Annotated in this window: 13 protein-coding genes; 5 read left to right on the forward strand and 8 right to left on the reverse strand. The window is 72.3% G+C overall.

Annotated elements, in window-relative coordinates:
• Positions 1-84: 84 nt before the first annotated feature.
• A complete protein-coding gene (locus AOK08_RS21330; RefSeq protein WP_055528447.1) occupies positions 85-1,323 on the reverse strand; it encodes an MFS transporter in 1,239 nt (412 codons plus the stop codon).
• Between the two features lie 217 nt (positions 1,324-1,540).
• Between AOK08_RS21330 and AOK08_RS21335 the strand changes: the two genes are divergently transcribed.
• Positions 1,541-3,187, forward strand: a complete 1,647-nt coding sequence (locus AOK08_RS21335; RefSeq protein WP_063794104.1) for an MFS transporter — start codon at positions 1,541-1,543, stop codon at positions 3,185-3,187.
• Between the two features lie 458 nt (positions 3,188-3,645).
• Here the strand turns inward: AOK08_RS21335 and AOK08_RS21340 are convergent, their stop codons facing one another.
• Together AOK08_RS21340 and AOK08_RS21345 are read right to left on the reverse strand one after the other, a co-directional pair.
• Positions 3,646-4,437, reverse strand: coding sequence for a thioesterase II family protein (locus AOK08_RS21340; protein WP_241827037.1), 792 nt, complete (start codon positions 4,435-4,437; stop codon positions 3,646-3,648).
• 604 nt (positions 4,438-5,041) lie between these two features.
• Positions 5,042-5,878 (reverse strand): AfsR/SARP family transcriptional regulator, encoded by an 837-nt coding sequence (locus tag AOK08_RS21345; RefSeq protein WP_055528450.1) that lies wholly within the window; start codon positions 5,876-5,878, stop codon positions 5,042-5,044.
• Between the two features lie 251 nt (positions 5,879-6,129).
• Between AOK08_RS21345 and AOK08_RS21350 the strand changes: the two genes are divergently transcribed.
• The 4 genes from AOK08_RS21350 (at position 6,130) to AOK08_RS21365 (ending at position 12,103) form a co-directional block, all read left to right on the forward strand.
• Entirely contained in the window at positions 6,130-6,462 is a 333-nt protein-coding gene (locus AOK08_RS21350; protein ID WP_079054174.1) for a TIGR04351 family putative TOMM peptide, read from the forward strand.
• Positions 6,459-9,041, forward strand: a complete 2,583-nt coding sequence (locus AOK08_RS21355; protein ID WP_055528452.1) for a TOMM precursor leader peptide-binding protein — start codon at positions 6,459-6,461, stop codon at positions 9,039-9,041. Before AOK08_RS21350 ends, AOK08_RS21355 begins: the two co-directional genes overlap by 4 nt.
• A gap of 100 nt (positions 9,042-9,141) precedes the next feature.
• The gene (locus AOK08_RS21360) at positions 9,142-10,755 is read left to right on the forward strand and encodes a SagB/ThcOx family dehydrogenase (protein WP_055528453.1); all 1,614 of its coding nucleotides are present in this window, start codon (positions 9,142-9,144) and stop codon (positions 10,753-10,755) included.
• 100 nt (positions 10,756-10,855) lie between these two features.
• Positions 10,856-12,103, forward strand: a complete 1,248-nt coding sequence (locus AOK08_RS21365; RefSeq protein WP_055528455.1) for a sensor histidine kinase — start codon at positions 10,856-10,858, stop codon at positions 12,101-12,103.
• A gap of 189 nt (positions 12,104-12,292) precedes the next feature.
• Here AOK08_RS21365 and AOK08_RS21370 read toward each other — a convergent pair whose 3' ends face one another.
• From AOK08_RS21370 to AOK08_RS21390, 5 genes are all read right to left on the reverse strand, one after another.
• Positions 12,293-12,898, reverse strand: coding sequence for a response regulator transcription factor (locus tag AOK08_RS21370; protein ID WP_055528458.1), 606 nt, complete (start codon positions 12,896-12,898; stop codon positions 12,293-12,295).
• Positions 12,899-12,996: 98 nt separating this feature from the next.
• Complete coding sequence (locus tag AOK08_RS21375; protein ID WP_241827038.1) at positions 12,997-14,061, reverse strand: ScbA/BarX family gamma-butyrolactone biosynthesis protein; 1,065 nt, start codon at positions 14,059-14,061, stop codon at positions 12,997-12,999.
• 71 nt (positions 14,062-14,132) lie between these two features.
• Entirely contained in the window at positions 14,133-15,797 is a 1,665-nt protein-coding gene (locus AOK08_RS21380) for an FAD-dependent monooxygenase (RefSeq protein WP_055528460.1), read from the reverse strand.
• On the reverse strand, positions 15,794-16,546 hold the full coding sequence (locus AOK08_RS21385; RefSeq protein WP_079054175.1) for an HAD family hydrolase: 753 nt from the start codon (positions 16,544-16,546) through the stop codon (positions 15,794-15,796). Before AOK08_RS21385 ends, AOK08_RS21380 begins: the two co-directional genes overlap by 4 nt.
• Positions 16,547-16,950: 404 nt before the next feature.
• Positions 16,951-19,008: MMPL family transporter (locus AOK08_RS21390; RefSeq protein WP_055528462.1), on the reverse strand; the 2,058-nt coding region annotated here is incomplete at its 5' end.

The following is a 19,008-nucleotide window of genomic DNA, read 5'->3' on the forward strand; positions in this document are numbered from 1 at the left end:
GCATTGGATACGGCCGTGCCCCGGGTGCCTGTCTGGCAGCCGGGGTACGGGCCGTGCTGGCGGTTCGCGGGGGCGGGCGAACCGTCAGCCGACTGTGGTCGTTGTGGGCTTCGGGTGCGGGGCGCGCGTGGCGGAGTCGGTCGCGGGCGGGGTGGCCAGGGAGCGGGCGATCAGGAGTACGCCCAGGAGCAGTACGAGCGGTACGCCCATCGCCGCGCGGTACGAGGCAGCCGCGCCGACCGCGCCGACCAGCGGCGGGCCGATCAGGAAGCCCACGTAATTGAAGAGGTTGACGCGGGCCACGGCCGTGTCCGGTGCGTCCGGGAGCCGCTGCGAGCCGACCACGAAGATCTGCGGGGCGATCACGGACAGGCCCGCGCCGAGGACGGCGAAGCCGAGGATGCCGGTCAGCGGCTCCGGCGAGGCGGCGACGACGGCGAACCCGACGGCGGCGAGCAGCGCGCCCGCCCGTACCACCGCCACCGCTCCCCACCGCTGCACCCAGTTGTCGCCGAGCAGACGGCCCAGCAGCGTGGCCGCCATGTAGAGGGCGTACGGCACGGTCGCCATCGCCTCCGAGCTGTGCAGGGTGTCCTCAAGGAACTTGGCGCTCCAGTTGGTGACGGTGGAGTCGGCGACGACGGCCACGGTCATGATCATGCAGAGCGGCAGCAGCGGCTTCCAGGGGATGCCGCGTCGTCCGCCGGACTTCGGCGCGGAGACCTCCGCGGTCGGCTCGGCGGCCGCGAGCGGTTCGGCGGACCTCCGGGTGAGGCGGGGGCCCGCCGCCAGCGCGGCCGGCAGCAGCAGGACGACCGCGCCGGCGAACAGGGTGGACAGGGAGAACCCCCAGTGCGCCCCGGCCCAGGCGAGGAGCGCGCCGAGGATGCCGCCGAGGCTCGCGGCGCCGTGGAAGCCCATCATGATGCTGCGCCCGTAGGCACGCTGGACCCCGAGGGCCGTCATGTTCAGGCTCGCCTCCATGACGCCCACCAGCAGCCCGAAGAGCCCGAGGCAGATCATGAGCTGCCAGAGGGCGTCGCCCGCCCCGACCCCCACCAGCCCCACACAGAGCACCGGCTGGACGACCCGCACCACGGCGGGCGCGGGCACCCGGCGCACCACCCGCGAGACGGTGACACTGCCGGTACCGGCCAGGATGGGCACCGCCGCGAGGAAGAGCGGCAACTGGGCGTCGCTGAGCCCGTACCGGTCCTGGATCGCCGGGATACGGGTGACCAGCAGCGCGAAGATCGCGCCGTGGACGAGAAAGGTCAGCAGTAGTGCGGAGCGGGTCTGCCGTAGCCGTACCGGGATCTCCATGGCACCTCCTTCAGTGATCGCCGCCACTCAGCCGTGGGCAGCACCGGCCGCGACCGTATGGAGCGGCGCTGTAGTACCGCTTGAGCGGACGTCGGCGAGATGGCGGGCGAGGGCGCGTGGACCGGTCGTGCCGCGATGCCCGCCGCAAGGCTCTCTTCAGCGGGTCCGGTGAGGGTGGCGCCGACCACTGTGCCCACCCCTGACGGAGGCCCCACAGATGACCAGCACCGAGACCGCGGATCCCCGCCGCTGGTGGATCCTCGGTGTGCTCTCTCTCGCCCTTTTCTCGATCGTGCTCAACAACGGCCTACTCAACGTGGCCATCCCCCAGATGATGCGGAGCCTCGACGCCGACGTCGGCCAGATCCAGTTCATCGTGGACGGCTACGCCCTGGCCCTCGCCGGGGCGCTGCTCACCGCCGGGACGCTCTCCGACCGCTTCGGCCACAAGCGCGCGGTCCTGCTCGGGACCACCGTCTTCGGCGTGGGTTCGGTGGTCGGCATGACGGCGGACGGGACCGGCCAGCTCATCGGCGCGCGAGTGCTGATGGGGCTGGGCGCGGCGTGCATCATGCCGGGCACACTCGCCGTCCTCGTCGATGTGTTCCCCCCGGCCGAGCGGGCGCGGGCGATCGGCGTGTGGAGCGGCTCCTCCGCGCTGGGGGTCGCGGCCGGGCCGGTGGTCGGCGGCGCCCTGGTCGGCCACTTCTGGTGGGGGTCGATCTTCGTGGTGAACCTGCTGCCGGTCGCCGTGGTGGTCATCGCCGGAGCACTGCTGCTGCCCGAGTCCGCGGATCCCTCGCCGCGCCGCCCCGACCCGCTCGGCGCGCTGCTCGGCACGGGCGTCATGGTGGGGCTGGTCTTCGGGACGATCCAGGCGGCGAAACACGGCTGGACCGGCCAGGGGCCGGTCACCGGCTTCACGGTGGCCGCGGTCGCGGGCGTCGGCTTCGTACTGTGGGAGCGTCGGCACCCGTACCCCATGGTGGACTTCGCCCTGCTGCGCCGGGCGCCGTTCATCGGGGCGAGCGTGAGCATCATGCTGCTGATGTTCGGCCTGGCGGGCACGCTCTTCGTACTCACCCAGCGGCTCCAGTTCGCCTTCGGCTACGGGTCGCTGCGGGCCGGGCTCGCGGTGATGCCCGTGGCGTTCGCCGTACTGCTCGGCACGCTGGTGTGCCCCGCGCTGGTCCGCCGGGTCGGTCCCGGCGGGAGCGTGGCCGTCGGCCTGGGGGTCGGGGCGACGGGTGTGCTGGTCCTCGGCAGGCTGGGCGAGGGGTATCCGCCCGTGCTCGCCGGGCTGGTCCTGGCGGGGATCGGCTTCGGGCTCGCCATGGGGCCCACCACCGACGTGGTGATGTCCCTGGTGCCGCCGGAGAGGTCCGGGGCGACCGGTTCGCTGGACATGACGATGCAGGAGTTCGGCAACGCGCTCGGCGTCGCCGTGGTCGGCAGCGTGCTCGCCCACAGCTACACGAGTGAGATGTCCCGTTCCGGCGGGCCGCGGGCGGCGAGGCACACCCTGGACGGCGCCCTGGAACTCGCCCAGCGCACCGGGGGCGACGCCGGCCAGGCCCTCGCCGCGACCGCGCGGGCCGCCTTCGACCACGCCGCCGGCGTCGGCCTGACGGCGGCGGCGGCCGTGGTCGCGGGCGGCGCGGTGGTCGCCGCACTGCTGATGCCGGGCCGCGCGGGTACGCCGGATACGCCGGGTGCTTCGGGTACGCCGGGTGCATCGGGTACGGCGGGTGCATCGGGTACGGCGGGTACGCCCAACACGCGGGCCACGCCCGACGGTCCTGGCGGAACCGTGCCCGAAGCGGAACCGGTACCCAAGGCAGGAGCGGTGTCCCCGCCGGCGTGAGCGGTGTCCCCACTTACGGGCTCGGTGTCCCCACTGGCGGGCTCGGCGCTGTGAAGGCCGGGTTCGCCCTGGACCCCGTGGGTGCCGGGGCCCCGGCACCCCAGGTCCCTTCCGGGCACACGCCTACCGCTCACGGGTTCGCCACCGCGCTCGACGTCTCTGCGGCAGGTCGTGACTACGACGTGCCGCAGAAGCCGTGACCGAGAGCTGAGAGTTGCTGAGAGCGCCGCCCACGCTTGCCGGACCGACGGCGCGAGCCCCGCGCGGAGCGAATCCGCGAGGCCGGTCACGCCGGTCACACCGGATCCTCCTGGGCGGACGGACGAACGGCCGCCTCCCCGGTGTGAGTTCGCGGAGAGGCGGCCTGTCGGGGGCTGTCCGGCGGGTCGTGCCCGGGGCGCCTGGGTCGGGCATGATTCCCCAGGCTGCCGGGCACCCCCCGTGCCGGAGGCCGGTGGTCAGTCGCTCGGTGCCCCCACCAGGTCCATGCCCAGCAGGTCGGCGATGTCGGTGTAGCGGCTCAGTACCTGTGCGAGCCGGTCGAGGAAGACGCTCTCCTTGTCCCTGATGAAGAAGTGGCCGCCCGGCACCACCGTGGTCTCGCAGGCCTCCTCCGAATAGAGGGACCACTCCCGTATCTCCGGGACGGTCACCAGCCGGTCGTCGGCCCCGGCGAAGGTGTGCAGCGGAACGGGCAGCGGCGTACGGTCCACGCTCCCGGCACCGTCGCACAGCATCAGGTCGCCCCTGACGACGGGCAGCAGCGCCGCCAGCCACTCCGGGCGGTCCAGCAGTACCCGGGGCAGACCGCCCAACGCGGCCAGTCCGCGCACGAGTTCCATGTCGTCGGCCACATAGCCGTGGGTGATCGGCGGGGCGGGCAGGTGCGGGGCACGATGAGCCCCGAGGAGAAGCGCGAGGGGCAGCCGTTCCCCCCGGGCCCGGCGGTACTGGGCCAGGGCGAAGGCGACGAGGGCACCCATGCTGTGGCCGTAAAGCACATGGGGGCCGTCGAGCGCCTCGCCGAGTTCCCGGTCCAGGTCCGCCACGAGCGTGGGGAGATCGGTGAAGCGCGGCTCCGCCATCCGGCCCTCGCGGCCGGGCAGTTGTACGGGCAGCACCTCGACCCCGTCTCCCAGCCAGCGCTGCCACCCCGCGTAGGCGGAGGCGCCGCCGCCCGCGTAGGGGAAGCAGAACATGCGCAGGCGACCGTCTTGGCGCGTGTCACCGCGTCTCAGATATCGCGTCATTGTGCCCGGAGCTCCTCTCGGTACGCGATGGCCACCGGGTGGCCAGAACCCGCGTTGTCCTCAGAGTCGGGAGCGGCGCTTAAGTACGGCCAAACACCCCCGAACGGCGTCGACCGGGACGAGGCGAACGCGCGGGGCGCGTAGTGGTACGGGAGTTGCGGGGCGTGACTCGTGCCATGACCGCTGACGCGCGCCACCTGGCCGAACGTCAACGGCACCGCAGCCCAGGTGACTTGGGCGACTGGGGCGGCCTGGACGGTACGGCGGCGCGGGCCGGCCGTACCGCCGGGCTCCGCGACCGGGCCGGTCGCCCGGGGAGACCCCGGTGGGCCACCCGGACACCGGGAACGGGTCCGCCCGGAACCGGCGCGAAATCGGCCCAGGAGCCCAGGAGCCCAGGAGTCCAGGAGAGCAGGAGAGCAGGAGAGCAGGAGAGCAGGAGAGCAGGAGCCCAGGAGAGCAGCAGCCGCGAGCGGCCGACACTCCACACTCCCGGCCGACGGCCGACCACAGACCACAGACCACAGACCGCCGACCACCGACCGCCGACCGCCGACCGCCGACCGCAGAAGCGGCCCCCGGCGGTCACGCCCGCGGCCGGCGGTCAGACCGCCGCCGGTGTCAGCGGCGTCATGCGCAGTTCCGCGCCGTCCGCCGTCGTCGGGTCCGGTGATTCCAGGACCGGGTCCGCCCGCAGGATCGCCTGGTGGAGGCGGCGCAGGCGGGTCGACGGTTCCAGGCCGAGTTCCCTGACCAGGCACTGGCGCAGCCGCTGGTAGGCGCCCAGGGCGTGGGAAGGACGGCCGCAGCGGTACAGCGCCAGCATCAACTGGGCGTGGACCGTTTCGTGCAGGGGGTGCTGGGCCGCCAGGGCCGTCAGCTCGCCGAGCAGCGCGGCGTGCCGGCCGAGCCGTATGTCGGCCTCGATCCTGGCGTCGAGGGCACCGAGCCTGGTCTCCTCCAGACGTACCGTCTCGACCTGGAGCGCCCGGCCGATCTGTACGTCGGCCAGGGCCGGCCCGCGCCACAGCGCCAGCGCCTGGTGCAGCAGCACCGACGCCTCCCGGTCGGCTCCCCGGCGCAGCGCCGCCTGCCCGGCCGTGGACAGCCGGTGGAACTCCGTCGCGTCGTCGGCTCCCGCCACGTCCAGGGCGTAACCCCCGTAGCGGGTGCACAGTACGTCCTTGGGGCCGCGTACGGCGGTCGGGCCGAGCGCGGTGGCCAGCCTGCGGCGGAGCTGTGTGATGTACGTCTGCAGGGTCGCGGGAGCGGTGCGCGGCGGTGCGTCTCCCCAGAGTTCGTCGAGCAGGGTGGACACCGTCACGACCTGACCGGCGTGCAGTGCCAGCAGCGCGAGCACCTGACGGGGCTTGGCCGCGCTGGGCACTACGGACGTGTGGTCGAGCTGGGCGACGAACGGCCCCAGGACCCGGACCTCCATGTGGTTCTCCCTCCGGCCAAACCGCTTGGCTTTCGTTCGGGGCCCTCCACAGTGGCACGGCGGACCCCTGTGCCCCCAGTGAGCCCTTCACCGCCCGCATATGAATTTCCTAGGCGGTGGGCCATGACGAATTCACAGGTGAGGCATGAACAGAACACTGTCGGTAGCGGGCCCGCTGCCCGAAGAATCCTTTGTGCCGGTCCGGTCACGACGGCTCCCGATCCACACACAGGTTGAACGCGGAGGGTAACGTGCACGAAGGCGTCATTCCCACAGTCAGCGGTACGTGCGGCACGGCCGAGGCCGAGCGCCTCGATCAGGAACTGCGCTTCTCGGAACTGGTCGCGAACGCGTGGCTCGAACCGGAGCTCTTCCGGCGCTACCGGGCGGACGCGATGACGGTGCTCAGTGAGTTCGGCGTCACGCTGGCCCACGGCCAGCAGCCGCCGGCTCTGCCCGAGGACCCGATGTGCGAACTGACCATCGAGGAGCTCACCCGGCCGACGACCGCCCACGCGCAGCTCTGCTTCTGCCTGTCGGACGAGCTGCCCCTGAACCCCGGCCCCCGCGCGGTCCTTCGGTGACCGCCGTCTTCGGCGAGCGTCCCGCGCAACAGGTGCCGAGCACGCACGAGAGACAGGACAGACGGCTCCTGGGGTTCCGCAGCCATCTGAGGGCCGAGGTCGTCGCCGACGACGCGGCCTATCTCCTCTCCGACCGGGACGTGACCGCGCTCCAGGGCGATCACATCGAGGCGCTGGTGCCCCTGCTCGACGGCACCCGGGACCTGCCGGCCGTCCTGCGGGACGCGGCGCCCGGGATCCCGCCGGAGCAGGTGAGCCGGCTCATCGGGAAGCTCGCGAAGGCCGGCCTCGTGGGCTACTCGGCACCGGTCCCGGCCGCCGACGGCCCGGCCCCCAACGCCGCTCTCGCGTACTGGGAGCTGGCCGGACTCGACGGTACGTCGGCACTGCGGCAGGTGGCCGCCGCCCCGCTGGAGATCCTGGCGGTGGGCGGTGCGGGCACCGAGGGAGTGGTGGAGGCGTGCCGGGGGGCCGGACTGGCGGTCGCCGGGCCCGACTTCACCCACGGCGGCACCCACGGCGGCACCCACGGCGGGGCCGCCCAGGGCGTGGGCACCCACGACAACAGCGTTCACGGCGGCGACGTACACCACAACAGCGTTCAGGGCAGCGACGTTCATGGCAGCGACGTTCACGGCAGCGGCGTTCACGGTGGTGCGGACTGCGTGGTCGGGGAGGGCCCCGCAGTCCGCCCGGACGCCGCAGTCCGCCCGGGTACCGCCGTCCGTCCGGACGCCGCCGGGCTGTCCCTCGTCGTCTGTGACGACTATCTGAACCCCGAGCTGCGCGAGATCGACGCCCTGCACCGGGCCACCGGCCGGCCCTGGCTGCTGGCCAGGCCCGGCGGGTCCACCGCGTGGATCGGGCCGGTGTTCCGGCCGGGCGCCGGCCCCTGCTGGTCCTGTCTGGCCCACCGGCTGCGCGGCCACCGGCAGTCCGAGGCCCCGGTGCGCCGGGCGCTAGGCCTGACCGGGCCGGTGCCCCGGCCCACCGCCCAGGTGGCGCCGTCCGCCGCCGCCGCTGCCCAGCTCACCGCGCTTGAAGCGGCGAAGTGGCTGGCCGGCTACCGGCATCCGGGCCAGTCCGCTGTCCTGACCCTGGACACCCTGTCCCTGAAGACCCGTCACCACGAGCTCGGGCAGCGCCCCCAGTGCCCGGACTGCGGCGACCCCTCTCTCGTCGCCCGGCAGGTACGGCAGCCGGTGACGATCTCCTCCCGGCCCAAGGCGGGCGGCGGCCAGCGGGCCCGTTCCGCCCAGGAGATCCACGACCGGTATCTGCCGCTGGTCAGCCCGGTGACCGGGGTGATCGAGGAGATCCGCCGGGACCCCAAGGCACCGGCGGGCACCCACTGCTATCTGGCCGGGCGCAACGCCGCGCTGGGCGGGACCGATCTGGCCCGGCTGCGGGCCGGTCTGCGCCAGCTCAGCGGCGGCAAGGGCGCCACCGCGCTGGACGCGGAGGTCAGCGCGATGTGCGAGGCGCTGGAGCGGTACAGCGGAACCCTCCAGGGCGACGAGCCGCGAACCCGGGACAGTATGCGCGGTCTGGGCGACGACGCCGTCTCCCCGGACACCTGCCAGTTGTTCGCCGCCCGGCAGTTCCGCGACCGCGACCGGTGGAACGCCCTGCACGACGCGTTCCAGTACGTTCCCGAACCCTTCGACGACCGGGCCCCCGTCGACTGGACCCCCGTCTGGTCGCTCACCGAGGAACGCCAGCGGCTGCTGCCGACCGGCATGCTGTACTTCCAGAGCTCCCTCGACGTGGCGTCCCCGCCGGTGGCCGGCCGCCGCTCACTGCGCGCCGACTCCAACGGCAACGCCGCCGGCAGCAGCCCGGAGGACGCGATCCTGCACGGCTTCCTGGAACTCGTCGAGCGGGACGCGGTGGCCCTGTGGTGGTACAACCGCACCCGCCAGCCCGGGGTACGGCTGGAGGGGCCCGGTGGCTTCGGTGACGGCTGGACGGCGGAACTGGTCGACGTGTACCGGCATCTGAACCGTGAGGTGTGGGCCCTGGACCTCACCTCCGACCTCGGCATCCCGGTCTTCGCGGCCCTCTCGCGGCGCGTCGACAAACCGGCCGAGGACATCATGTTCGGGTTCGGCGCGCACTTCGACCCGGCGATCGCGCTGCGCCGCGCGCTGACCGAGCTGAACCAGTTGCTGCCCGCCGTGACCGACGCCCGCCCCGACGGCACGGGTTACGGCTCGACCGCCCCCGAGGCGCTCGGCTGGTGGTGGGGGGCGACCGTGCGCACCCAGCCCTATCTGCTGCCCGACCCCGCTCAACCGGCGCGCGGTACGGCCGACTTCGGCTTCCGGAACCGTCCGGACCTGCGGGACGACGTCGACTCCGTCGTCGAACTGCTGCGCGGGCACGGCATGGACCTGCTGGTGCTCGACCAGACCAGGCCCGACATCGGGCTCCCGGTGATGAAAGTGGTGGTACCGGGACTGCGGCACTTCTGGGCCCGGTACGCTCCGGGCCGGTTGTTCGACGTACCCGTCCGGCTCGGCCGGCTGTCCGAGCCGACGGCGTACGAAGACCTCAACCCCGTACCACTGTTCGTCTGATGTCCCCCGCACTTCCGCGGTCCCCCGTACGTCCGCTGTCCGTATGAATCGCGCGGCCCCCCACAGTGCCGTCCCCCCTCATGTACACCCGGGAGTTCCCGTGTCCGCCGAGAGGCTGTTGAGCACCACCATGACCGCGCAGAACGAGAGGCGTTGTCTCTCCTTGTGGTCGCTCCGTGAGGACGTCCTGGTGGACACGGGCTGCCCGGACGGGTCCGTGTCGCTCTCCGGCCGGTGGGGGGAGGTCCGGCTGCGCCGGGCGCGCCCGATGGTCCGCGAGGCACTGCGGCGGATGAGCCTCGGCCCGATCTCACTGGCCAACGTCATGGCCGAGATGGCCGCCGAGAGCGCCGTACGGCCGGCCGCCACCGGGGGGCACTCGGCCGACGGGCCCGCCGCCGACGCGTCCGCCGAGATCCTGCGGGTGCTGCACCGGCTGCCGCACCTGGTGGTGCGTTCGCTGATGCTGGAGGGCGCCGACCAACTGCTGCTGTCGGTGGTCCCGATCGCGCAGTCGGCCCGCTACCAGCAGGACCTCGCCGCCCTGCGCAGTCCGGTGCGGCTGTCCCGCTTCGCGTTTCTGCGCAGGGAGGGCGAGGACTTCGTCCTGGAGTCCCCCGTGTCGCTGTACCGGATCGTCCTGCACGGTCCGGAGGCCTCCTGGGTGATCAGCATGCTGAACCGCCCGGTCACCGTCGACGAGATCGCCGCCGCCGTGCCGCTGCCCGGCCCGGCGATCGCGGAGATCGTCGCCCATCTGGTGGGGACCGGCATGGTGCACTCCGCCGAGCAGCCGCCGCCGGGCTCCGGCGACCACGTCCGGGCGGGTACGCGCGACAACGGCACGGACAACCGCGACGCGGCCCCGTCCTTCGCCGAGGACCGGGACCCGGCGCTGCGGTCGTGGTCCGCCGTCGATCTGCTCTTCCACAGCCGCTCCACGCTCGGCAGGCACGACGCGGACTTCGGCGCCACCTATCCGCTCGCCGACATCCTGCCGCCCGCCCCGGCCGTCAAGCCGCTGCCGGACGGACCACGTCTCGCCCTCGCCCGGCCCTCCCTGACCGAGGTGGCGGCGGCGGACCCGCCGCTCACCACCGTGGTGGAGGAGCGGCACAGCATCCGGTCGTACGGCCCGGAGCGGCTGACCGCCGCCACGCTGGGCGAGTTCCTCTACCGGGCGCTGCGGGTCCGCGGCCTGCACGAGCCGACGGGTGACAGCGGGCAGCACGAGGGGTACACCGACCGCCCCTATCCCAGCGGTGGCCGCGCCTACGAGCTCGAGTTCTACCTCACCGTCCGGGACTGCGCGGGCATCCCGTCCGGCATCCACTACTACGCCCCGCTGGAGCACTGCCTGGTGCAACTCGGCCACGGCGACACGGACTCGGCGACGGAGGACCTGCTCGCGGAGGCACAGATCACCGCCGGGCTGCCCGACCCGCCCGCCGTGGTCATCACCATCACCTCGCGCATCCACCGTCTGTCGTGGAAGTACAGCGGCCTGCCGTACGCGCTGACGCTCAAGCACGTAGGCGCGGTGATCCAGAACCTGTATCTGATCGGTACGGCGATGGGGCTGGCCTCCTGCGCGCTGGGCAGCGGCGACGTGGAACTGGCCGCGCGCGCCACCGGCACCGACTGGCTCACCGAGCCGAGTGTCGGAGGATTCGCCCTGGGGGCACCTTCCCGGACCTCTACGAAACATTCGTAGGAAAAGCAGTTTGTCCGTGAGTCGTACATATAATATTTGAAATTCAACCCGCCCGCCTACACTGAGTGCTCCTTGATCCCGTCTGCGTGAGGGGGCGTTCATGGAGGTAGCCGCACCGCGCGCGGAACAACGCGCCGGCACACCCGTAGGGGAATCCGCCACCACTGGCGGCGCCGGCAACAACTCCGCTCTGTCCGGAACGGTGCGCGGCTTGGGGCTCAATGCCCCGCCGCCCCGGCTGGCCCGGAGTGTCGTACTGATCGTCGAGTGCGGTTTCGTACTGATCGGCTTTCTGAACATCCTGGACGCGAAGCCGGGGCCGCTGGCTCTCGGCGCCGCGGCCATCGGCTTCAGCCTGGTCTTCCTGCTCCAACTGGTGCACACCACCCAGCGGTTGCAGCGGTTCCGGGACCGCTGGTACCGGTGGACGCTCTCGTTCCAGGCCCTGCTGACCTATCTGCCGCTGTTCGCCCTGGGGTTCGGCTGGGGCGGGATGGCCGGTTTCCTGGGAGCCTCCCTGCTGCTCGTGCTCCGGCCCGTGGTGGCCTGGCCGCTCTTCGGGCTGGTCGCGGCGGCGGCGTGGGCGACCGGACCACTGCTCGGCATGAACCCGCTCAGCTCGATGTACATCGCCGTGTCCACCGTGCTGACCGGGCTGATCGTGTACGGCCTCAACCGGCTCGCCCAGTTGGTCGTCGAGGTCCAGGCGGCCCAGACGGACCTGGCCCGGCTGGCCGTCACCCAGGAACGGCTCCGCTTCGCCCGGGACCTGCACGATCTGCTCGGCTACAGCCTGTCCGCCGTCACGCTCAAGAGCGAACTGGCGTGCCGCCTCGTCCCCACGGACCCCGAACGCGCCCTGGACGAGCTGCGGAGCATCCTGGAGATCTCCCGGCAGGCGCTCTCCGACGTCCGCACGGTCGCCCGGGGATACCGGGACATGTCGCTGTCCACGGAGGCGGTGTCCGCACAGGCGGTCCTCGCGGCGGCCGGCATCCAGGCCGAGGTGAACTGCAGCGTGGATCCCCCGGACGGGGACGTGAGCACCATCATGGCCACCGTGCTCCGGGAGGCCATCACCAATCTGCTGCGCCACAGCAAGGCCGAGAACTGCCGTATCGAGAGCTGGACGACGGACGCGGGCGAACTGTCCCTCACCATCGCCAACGACGGTGTGCAGGCCGTCCTGGGCGCCGGGAACCAGTCGGCCACCTCGGACGGCAGCGGCCTGGGCAACCTGCAGTTCCGGCTGACCTCGATCGGGGGCGAACTGGTGTCCGGGCTGGACGAGGCGGGCTGGTTCGTCCTCCGGGCCACGGCGCCGATGCGCCAGCCGGGCGCCGACTGAGCACCCGCCGGCCCCCGGCGGGCGGGCCACCCGGCCACGTCGGCCCAGTTGCCGGCCGGCCAGGACGAACGGGACGAGCGGGGCGGGTGCCACGGTGGATCCTGGCACCGGAATCGCCCCGGCCCGTCCCGGTTCGCGCGTCGATTCACAGCGGTTTGTACGTCGGTTCACGGCGGGCTGTACGTCAGTTCACAGCCAGCCGCTGTCCCTGGCCACCCTGATCGCGTCCACGCGGTTACGCGCGTTGAGTTTGGTCACGACGGTGGTCAGATAGTTCCGCACTGTGCCCACCGAGAGGAACAGGCGGCGCGCGATGTCCGCCGCCTCCGCTCCGTCGGCGGCCATCCGCAGCACCTCGGTCTCGCGCGGGGTCAGCGGGTTGTCGCCGTTGTCGAAGGCCGCCAGGGCCAACTGGGGGTCGATCACCCGCTTGCCCGCCGCCACCTCCCGCACCGCGTCCGCGAGGCGGTCCGGCGGTGCGTCCTTCAGGAGGAAACCGCCCACCTGGGCCGCGAGCGCCTTGCGGAGCGTTCCCGGCCGGCCGAGGCTGGTCAGGATCAACGTCCGGCAGGAAGGCAGCTGCTGGGCCAGCTGGGCGGCGGCGGACAGCCCGTCGAGGCCGGGAAGGTCGACGTCGATGACGGCGACATCGGGCTCGAACTCCAGTGCCGTGGGGACGATCCGGTCCCCCCGCTCGACCTCGGCGACCACCTGGAGGTCATCCTCCAGGGTCAACAAGGCCACCAGCGCCCCGCGGACCATATGCATGTCCTCGGCGAGCAGGATTCGTATCAAAGTGGTCTCCCCGTGTGGCTGGGACGGTCAGACCAGCCCGTTTGACGAGGACATTACTTGACAGAGAGGACGTACGGAAGTCTGGCGCTGTTTCTCCTTTAACTTTCAACTCCACTGTGCCACTGGGCCACTTCGAGCCGCATGGCGGTGGTGACCGTGTTCTCCTGCACCGCCTGCACCTCGACCGGGACGGTGAACGTGCCCAGTTCCTCGTCCGAACGGAATCCGCCGACCGTGGCGCGCAGGCTGGTGATCCGGTCCAGTTCGGCGTAGTTGGTGAAGTCGGTGCCGATGGAGGCGACCGACAGGCTGTGCGGGTCGAGGCCGTGCAGCCGGGCGACGGAGGCCACCGCCAACTGCCGTGCCGCCTCCATCTGGAGGTGGCCCGGCACATGGTCGAGCGGGTGGTCGAAGACGTGCGGGTGGCTGGTGTCCACCACCAGCTGGGAGGAGAAACCGCCCGCTTCGCCGTCCGCGACGGGCTGTGTCACGAACACGTTCCTGGCGTCGCGCCGCCCCACGGCACTCGGCTCGGCCGCCGTGAAGCGGGGCAGCAGGAAGCCGGGGTTGTCCGGCATCGGGCGCCTGCTCCGCATCGCGCGGTAGGCGCTCTTGGACAGGATCAGCAGTCCGCCCTCGCCGCGCATCGCGGGCCGTCCGTCGACCTCGACCTCCCCGATGAAGGTGAACCCCTGTATTCGGCCCGCCCTGTTGCGCTTGGTCCGCACGGCCACGTCGAGCCGCAGATCCGCCGGCCGCCGGCCGATGCGCAGCGGTTCGAACGCGGTGACCCGCAGACTGAGGTCCCGGAAGATGAACGCCGCGTCGTGGTCCACCCCCAGATGACGGTGGGCGACCAGCACCCCGGCCTGGCGTACGACCTCCACCAGCAGGGTGAAGTCGTACGACGGGGAGTCCTCCCCGATCAGGTGGCCGCGCGGCAGCTGTGCGGCGACGGCGAAGGCCTCCTCGCCGGTCTCGGCCGAGTCGGTGACGAAGACCTCGGCGATGGAGGCCCGGTGGACCAGGGCGCGGGGCACGGTCGCGTCGTAGCTCAGCTCGACCTCGGCAGCCTGTGAGCGCAGCGAAGCCTGCTCCGACGCGGGTACGGACTCGGGTGCGGACGTGGGCACGGACGTGGGCGCGGTCATGGACATGCTCATGTTCGGGTTGGTCCTTCCAGGGAAGTCTCGGTGTCGCGATCGGATGGGCGCGATCGGATTGCTGAGCCGGGTCAGGGGCGTACGGCCGGTACCGGCGCCGGGCGGGCCGGGCGGGACGGCAGCCGGGTGAGGAGCGTGTCGAGGCTGTCCGGGCCGGAGCAGGCCGCGACGACACCGTCGGGCCGCACATACGCGCACCACTGGGCGCCGGATCCGCCGAGCGTGTCGTCCTGCGCCCGGACGACGGCCAACGTGCCGCCGTCCTGCGGGAGTTGCGGAGAGTTCGGGAGGTGTCCCGCGGTCATGTCCGCCGGGCGGATCCACAGCACGCGGGCCATGTCCGCCATGCCCCGGTCCCGTACGGTCTGGGCGACCCGCACGGCCGACTCACCGGCGGCCTGGGCGCCGTACACGAGCAACGTGTGCCGGCCGGCCGCCAGATGGGCGTGCAGCGACTCCGCCACCGTGCCGTGCAGGGGGGTCAGCGCCGCGTCGGGGGCGCGCCGGCCGGGCCGCAGCACGCGGGGCACTCCCGCGCCGGCGTCGGTCGCGGCCACCGCCGGGCTCCCGGAGTGGTCGAGGTCGAGCTGGGCGAGCAGCGGGAGCGCCTTCTTCTCCAGCAGGCCGGTGACGGACAGGAACCGCATCACCGTGTTGCGCAGCAGCCGTGCCGCCGGATTGCGCAGCAGCCACATCCGGGTCTGCTGGTCACCGTTGGCGACGGCCCGGACGGACGCGGGGCGCCGCTCGGCCTCGTAGCTGTCGAGCAGTGCCGGATCGCCGCCGCGCACCACGGTCGCGAGCTTCCAGCCCACGTCGTAGCCGTCCTGGACACCGGTGTTGAGGCCCTGGCCACCGGCGGTGGTGTGGGCGTGCACCGCGTCGCCCGCCAGCAGCACCGGGCCCTCGCGGAATCGTGGGGCGACCTTGGCGTGCACCCGGAAGCGGCTGGTCCACCAGGTGCCGTGCAGCCGCAGCCCGCCCGGCCCCCGCTCGTCGAGGAGCCGCTGGAGCAGTTGCTCCGACGGCGGCTCCAGCCAGTCGTCCGGCTCCATGTCGAAGAAGACCCGGTGGCCGTCGGGCTGCGGGACGATCACCAGCACGCCGTCCGGCGTGATGTGGTGCTGGACCTCGGCCTCGGGGCTCGCGCCCTCCAGCAGGCCGTCCCCGATCAGGAACGTACGGTCGAAGGTGTGCCCCTCGAACGGGATGTTGACGGTGTCGCGCACCAGGCTGCGGGCGCCGTCGGCGGCCACGAGCCAGGGCACCGTGAGCGTCTCCTCGCCACCGGCCGCCTTCATGGTGACGGTCGCCGACTCCTCGGGGCCGCCCCGGTTCACGGTCACCGCCGTGACCTCGGTCTCCCACTCGACGGTGCCGCCCAGCTCCTCCAGCCGGGCGTGCAGCGCGCGTTCGGTCACCGGCTGCGGGACACAGAGGGGACCGGGGAACGCGGTGCCCGTGAGGCCGCCGAACCGCACACCGGCGATGCGCTTGCCCTTCGACCAGTACGACCCACCGGCCAGCGGCAGCGCCGTCTCGGCGAGCCGGGCGGCGACACCCACACGGTCCAGGCATTCGAGCGCGCCGCTCCACAGCACCAGCCCCTTCGGGGCGATACCGGGGCCGGAGCGCCGGTCGACGATCCGGCAGGGCACTCCGAGGTCCCACAGCACACAGGCGGCGGTGAGGCCGGTGGGCCCGGCGCCGACGATCAGTACGGGTGTCGTCGTCACAGCGCACCCCCGGTCGTACCCGCTCCCGCGGTCACGGCCACCGGGCGGTGCAGCAGGGCCGAGATCTCGCGGACGGCGCTGTCGGTGTCGGCGAACCGCACGGACCGCATGCCGAACTCGGCCGCCGCCAGGCAGTTCTCCTCGGTGTCGTCGACGAACAGGCACCGCTGCGGGGTGGTGCCGAGCCGGTCGAACAGGATCCGGTAGATGGCGGGGTCCGGCTTGCGGACGCCCTCCTTGTGCGAGTCGACGACCACGTCGAAGAGTTCGTCGACGGGGAGCTGGGCGCGCCACAGCGGTTCCCACTCGCGGACGTTGTTGGTGAGCAGGGCGAGCCGGTACCCGTCGCGGCGCAGGGCGCGCAGGAACGACACGAACGGCTCGTTGGGGGTCCGGCCCCGGAACCACAGCTCACCGAAGCCGTGTCCGTCCGCGAGGATCCGGCCCGCGCCCTCGGGCAGCTCGGCCAGGATCCGGTCCACCATCTGCCGCTCGGTGATCTCGCCGGTCTCCAGGGCGGCCATCGGGGTGTCCCCGTGGCGTTCCGTCGCGGCCAGGAACGCCTGGGCCAGGTCGCCGGCGTCGATCCCGGCCAGCTCGGCGAAGGCGACGAAGGTCTCGACGAGCGGGTTGGTCAGTACACCTCCGTAGTCGACGACGATCGTGTCGACGGCCGCCGCGCTCCCCGCGCCGCCTGCGACACGGCGTACGGACCGCTCACCTGGCTCGGCCTGTGGTGTGGATGTCATCGGGCTTTCCCCCCTTGGTCTGGGTCGAACTGGTGGGTCGAACTGGTTCGGTCCGGCCGGTCTGCTCGGTCCGGAACCGGGCGTGCGGGTGCGGGTGCTGATGGGTGGGGTGTGGCTGATGGGTGGGGTGTGGCTGATGGGGCTTGATGGGGCTGATCCGGCGATCCGGTCGCGTGGGCCGTTCCGGTAATCGGTGGGCCGGTGTCGGCGATGCCGTCGGCCCATGGCCGGGCGGTCCGCCCGAGGCTGCTCTGGCGTCCGCCGGAGCGGTAGCCCGGACGCTAACGGGGACCGCTTGCGCCCGGCCAAAGGGAGCTCATTCAGCCAAAGAAAGTGCGGGAGGACCTGTGGAGGTCCTCCCGCACTCGGGGCTCACTTGGCTTTACATGGGTGACGACGTGCCGTCAGTCGGACGCCTTTCCGGTCACCGCGCCGGCCGGTTCTTTCTCTTTGGCCTTCCCTTTCGCCTGCCCTTTCGGCTGCCCTTTCGGCGCCGACGCGACCGGAGTGTCCACCGGATCGGCTGGAGCCGCCGCCGGTACGGCGGTCACCGGGCCGCCCTCGCTGATGCCGAACCGCGCGTGCAGCCGTCGTAGCGGACCGGGTGCCCACCAGGCCGCGCGGCCGGTGAGGGAGAGGACGGCCGGGACGAGGAGCGTGCGGATCACCATGGCGTCCATGAGGATGGCCAGCGCGACGCCCAGGCCGAGCATCTTCGTGTTGGTGATGCGGGAGGTGCCGATGGCCACCATGACCACCGAGAGGACCAGCGCGGCGGCGGTGATGACACCGCCGGTACCCCGGATCCCCTCCACCACAGCGGCCTTGTCGTCGCCCGTGCGCTCCCGTTCCTCCTTGATCCGGGAGAGCAGGAAGACGCCGTAGTCCATGGAGAGTCCGAAGGCGAGGCAGAACATCAGCACCGGCAGGGCCGTCTCGATGCTCCCGGTCGGGGTGAAGCCCAGCAGCCCCGACAGATGCCCGTCCTGGAAGACCCACACCACGGCGCCGAGCATCGCGGTCAGGCTGAGCGCGTTGAGCAGGACGGCCTGGATCGGCACCAGCACGCTGCCGGTGAGCAGGAACACCAGGATCAGCGTGGCGAGCACGATGATGCCGACCGCCCACGGCAGACCGCGTCCGATGGCCGACTGGCTGTCGATCAGCGCGGCGGTCGTACCGGAGACGTACGCGGGGAAGTCCGCGTCGACGGCGCGGATGTCCCGTACGAGGTCCTTGCCCGCGTCGGAGACCGCCTCCACGCCGGGCACCACGGTGAGGTACGAGATCTCACCGGCGGTACGGCCCGGCACTCCGGGACCGGTCTCCTGGCCGTGCGTGTAGCTGCCGGTGGACGCGTCGACCCGCAGCACTCCGGGCAGCTTGGACAACTGCTCGGCGTACGAGCCCAGTTGGCCGGTGGGCGCCTTGCGGGTGACGACCTCGACGACTCCGGTGGGGCTGCCCTGGAACTGGTCCCGGATCTGCTCCTGCACCACGCGGGAGTCGGCAGAGGAGGGGAGCTGGCGGTAGTCGGCGGTGCCGAAGTCGACGTTCAGGAAGGGCGCGCCGAGCAGCAGCAGGACGGCGAGGGTGCCCGTGGCCACCAGCGGGGCGCGCTTCATGACCGACTGGGCCAGCCGGGCCCAGGCCGCGCCGGCCGCGGCGGGCTGCCGCTGCGCGCCGGGGCGGCGGCGGACGAGCTTGCGTACGTCCCAGGCGTCGATCCGGTGGCCCAGTACGGCGAGCAGCGCCGGGAGGACCACCAGGGCCGCGCCGGCGGCCAGGACCACGACGCTGATCCCGGCGTAGGCGAGGGAGCGCAGGAAGTACAGCGGGAAGACGAGCATCGCGGCGAGCGAGACGGCGACCGTCGCGGCCGAGAACAGCACGGTCCGCCCGGCGGTGTTGAGGGTGACGGCGAGCGCGCCCGCCGTGTCCCGGCCGGCGGCCAGCTCCTCGCGGTAGCGGCGCACGATCAGCAGCGCGTAGTCGATGGCGAGGCCCAGACCGAGGGCGGTGGTGAGGTTGGTGGCGAAGACGGAGACGTCGGTGAAGGAGGTGAGGACGCGCAGCACCGCGTTGGTGCCGATGATCGCGATCACGCCGATACCGATGGGCAGCAGTGCGGCGACCGCGCTGCCGAACACCAGCATGAGGATGAGGAGGGTGATCGGCAGCGCGATGGCCTCGGCGCGCAGCAGGTCCTCCTTGATGAAGGTCTGCTGCTCGTTCTGGACGGCGACACTGCCGCCGAGCCGGACACTGAGGTCACCCTGCCGCCCGTCGAACTTCCCGGCGATACGGTCCTTCAGGGTGCGGTCGGCGGCCAGTTCGTCGCCGGTGAGCCGGGCCACGACCAGGGCTTCCCGGCCGTCCTTGGAGCGCAGCGCCTTGGCGCCGGTGCCCCAGTAGGAGGTGACGCCGGTGACACCGGGCTGGTCGGCGAGCCGGGCGGCGAG

The sequence above is a fragment of the Streptomyces graminilatus genome, assembly GCF_001418565.1.
GTDB lineage: Bacteria > Actinomycetota > Actinomycetes > Streptomycetales > Streptomycetaceae > Streptomyces > Streptomyces graminilatus.

Excerpts from the sequence above, each read along its gene's own strand:
- AOK08_RS21330 (WP_055528447.1), bottom strand. The coding sequence starts at position 1,323 with ATGGAGATCCCGGTACGGCTACGGCAGACCCGCTCCGCACTACTGCTG.
- AOK08_RS21335 (WP_063794104.1), top strand. The coding sequence starts at position 1,541 with ATGACCAGCACCGAGACCGCGGATCCCCGCCGCTGGTGGATCCTCGGT.
- AOK08_RS21340 (WP_241827037.1), bottom strand. The coding sequence starts at position 4,437 with ATGACGCGATATCTGAGACGCGGTGACACGCGCCAAGACGGTCGCCTG.
- AOK08_RS21345 (WP_055528450.1), bottom strand. The coding sequence starts at position 5,878 with ATGGAGGTCCGGGTCCTGGGGCCGTTCGTCGCCCAGCTCGACCACACG.
- AOK08_RS21365 (WP_055528455.1), top strand. The coding sequence starts at position 10,856 with ATGGAGGTAGCCGCACCGCGCGCGGAACAACGCGCCGGCACACCCGTA.
- AOK08_RS21375 (WP_241827038.1), bottom strand. The coding sequence starts at position 14,061 with ATGAGCATGTCCATGACCGCGCCCACGTCCGTGCCCACGTCCGCACCC.
- AOK08_RS21385 (WP_079054175.1), bottom strand. The coding sequence starts at position 16,546 with ATGACATCCACACCACAGGCCGAGCCAGGTGAGCGGTCCGTACGCCGT.